Genomic DNA, 1,116 nt, shown 5'->3' on the forward strand with positions numbered 1-1,116 from the left:
TTTGCAAGTGTTGCAATGGACTACGTAAGGCTTGCGAGGTTGGATAAGCCTATAGGTATTTATCTGGTTTTGTGGCCAACGCTTTGGGCATTATGGTTTGCTGCCGAGGGCATACCAGCTATGGATGTGTTAGCTATTTTTATCGCCGGCTCTGTTTTCATGCGCTCGGCAGGCTGCGTAATCAATGACTTTGCGGATAGAAAAATAGACGGTCATGTAAAGCGCACTGAAGCTCGCCCTCTGGTGACGGGGCGGGTGAGTGCAAAACAGGCTTTGATCTTTTTCGCCGTTTTATGTCTGTTGTCTTTCATCCTGGTTTTGTTTACCAATGAACTGACAATTTACCTTTCATTTGGTGCACTCGCACTTGCTTCTGCTTATCCCTTCATGAAGCGCTATACTTATTTACCACAGGTGGTCTTAGGTGCTGCATTTGCCTGGTCCGTTCCTATGGCTTATGCCGCGCAAGTGAATGAACTGCCTGCGCATATCTGGTTGATCTATATGGCAACAGTCTTGTGGACCGTTGCTTATGATACGATGTATGCCATGGTCGATAGGGATGATGATATCAAAATCGGCGTTAAATCCACGGCCATCTTATTTGGTTCGGCTGATCGGGCGATTATCGCATTTTTGCAGGTTTTGGTGATATTGACGCTGAGCTTGTTAGGTGAACAGCTTGAAATGGGGCAGTTTTACTTTCTGAGTATTGTCGTTGCGTCGGTACTATTTGTATATCAGCAGCACTTGATTCGCCATCGTGACAGAGATGAGTGCTTTAAGGCGTTTTTGAACAATAACTGGGTGGGTATGGTTTTATTCCTGGGACTGTTTCTAGACTTTTATGTCAGGTGAATTGTAAAACTTCGCAAAAAGGAGCGCTCATTAGGTTCTCAGCATAGGCTTACAGTGTAGTGTCATAAAACTGTAACAGCTTGCCGTTTTAATACAGTTTGATTTTTGGAGTAAGTACTATGTCAGAAAAAACCGTATTAATTGTTGATGATGAAGCATCAATCAGAGAAATGATTGCTGTTGCTTTAGAAATGGCTGATTACAATTGTATCGAAGCTTCAAATGCGCAGGATGCATTTATTGCTATTGTGGATCAAC

Annotated in this window: 1 protein-coding gene and 1 pseudogene; both read left to right on the forward strand. The window is 43.3% G+C overall.

Features of this window, described 5'->3' with window-relative positions; genetic code table 11:
• Positions 1 to 15: 15 nt before the first annotated feature.
• Positions 16 to 858: a 4-hydroxybenzoate octaprenyltransferase gene (ubiA, locus tag A3756_RS19210; RefSeq protein WP_068554330.1), complete on the forward strand. Its 843-nt coding sequence runs from the start codon at positions 16 to 18 to the stop codon at positions 856 to 858.
• Between the two features lie 119 nt (positions 859 to 977).
• Positions 978 to 1,116, forward strand: a pseudogene (locus tag A3756_RS19215) (DNA-binding response regulator); the annotation flags it as partial.

The organism is Oleiphilus sp. HI0086 (genome assembly GCF_001635225.1).

Coding starts and splice junctions, on each gene's coding strand:
- ubiA (WP_068554330.1), top strand. CDS start 16: ATGGACTACGTAAGGCTTGCGAGGTTGGATAAGCCTATAGGTATTTAT.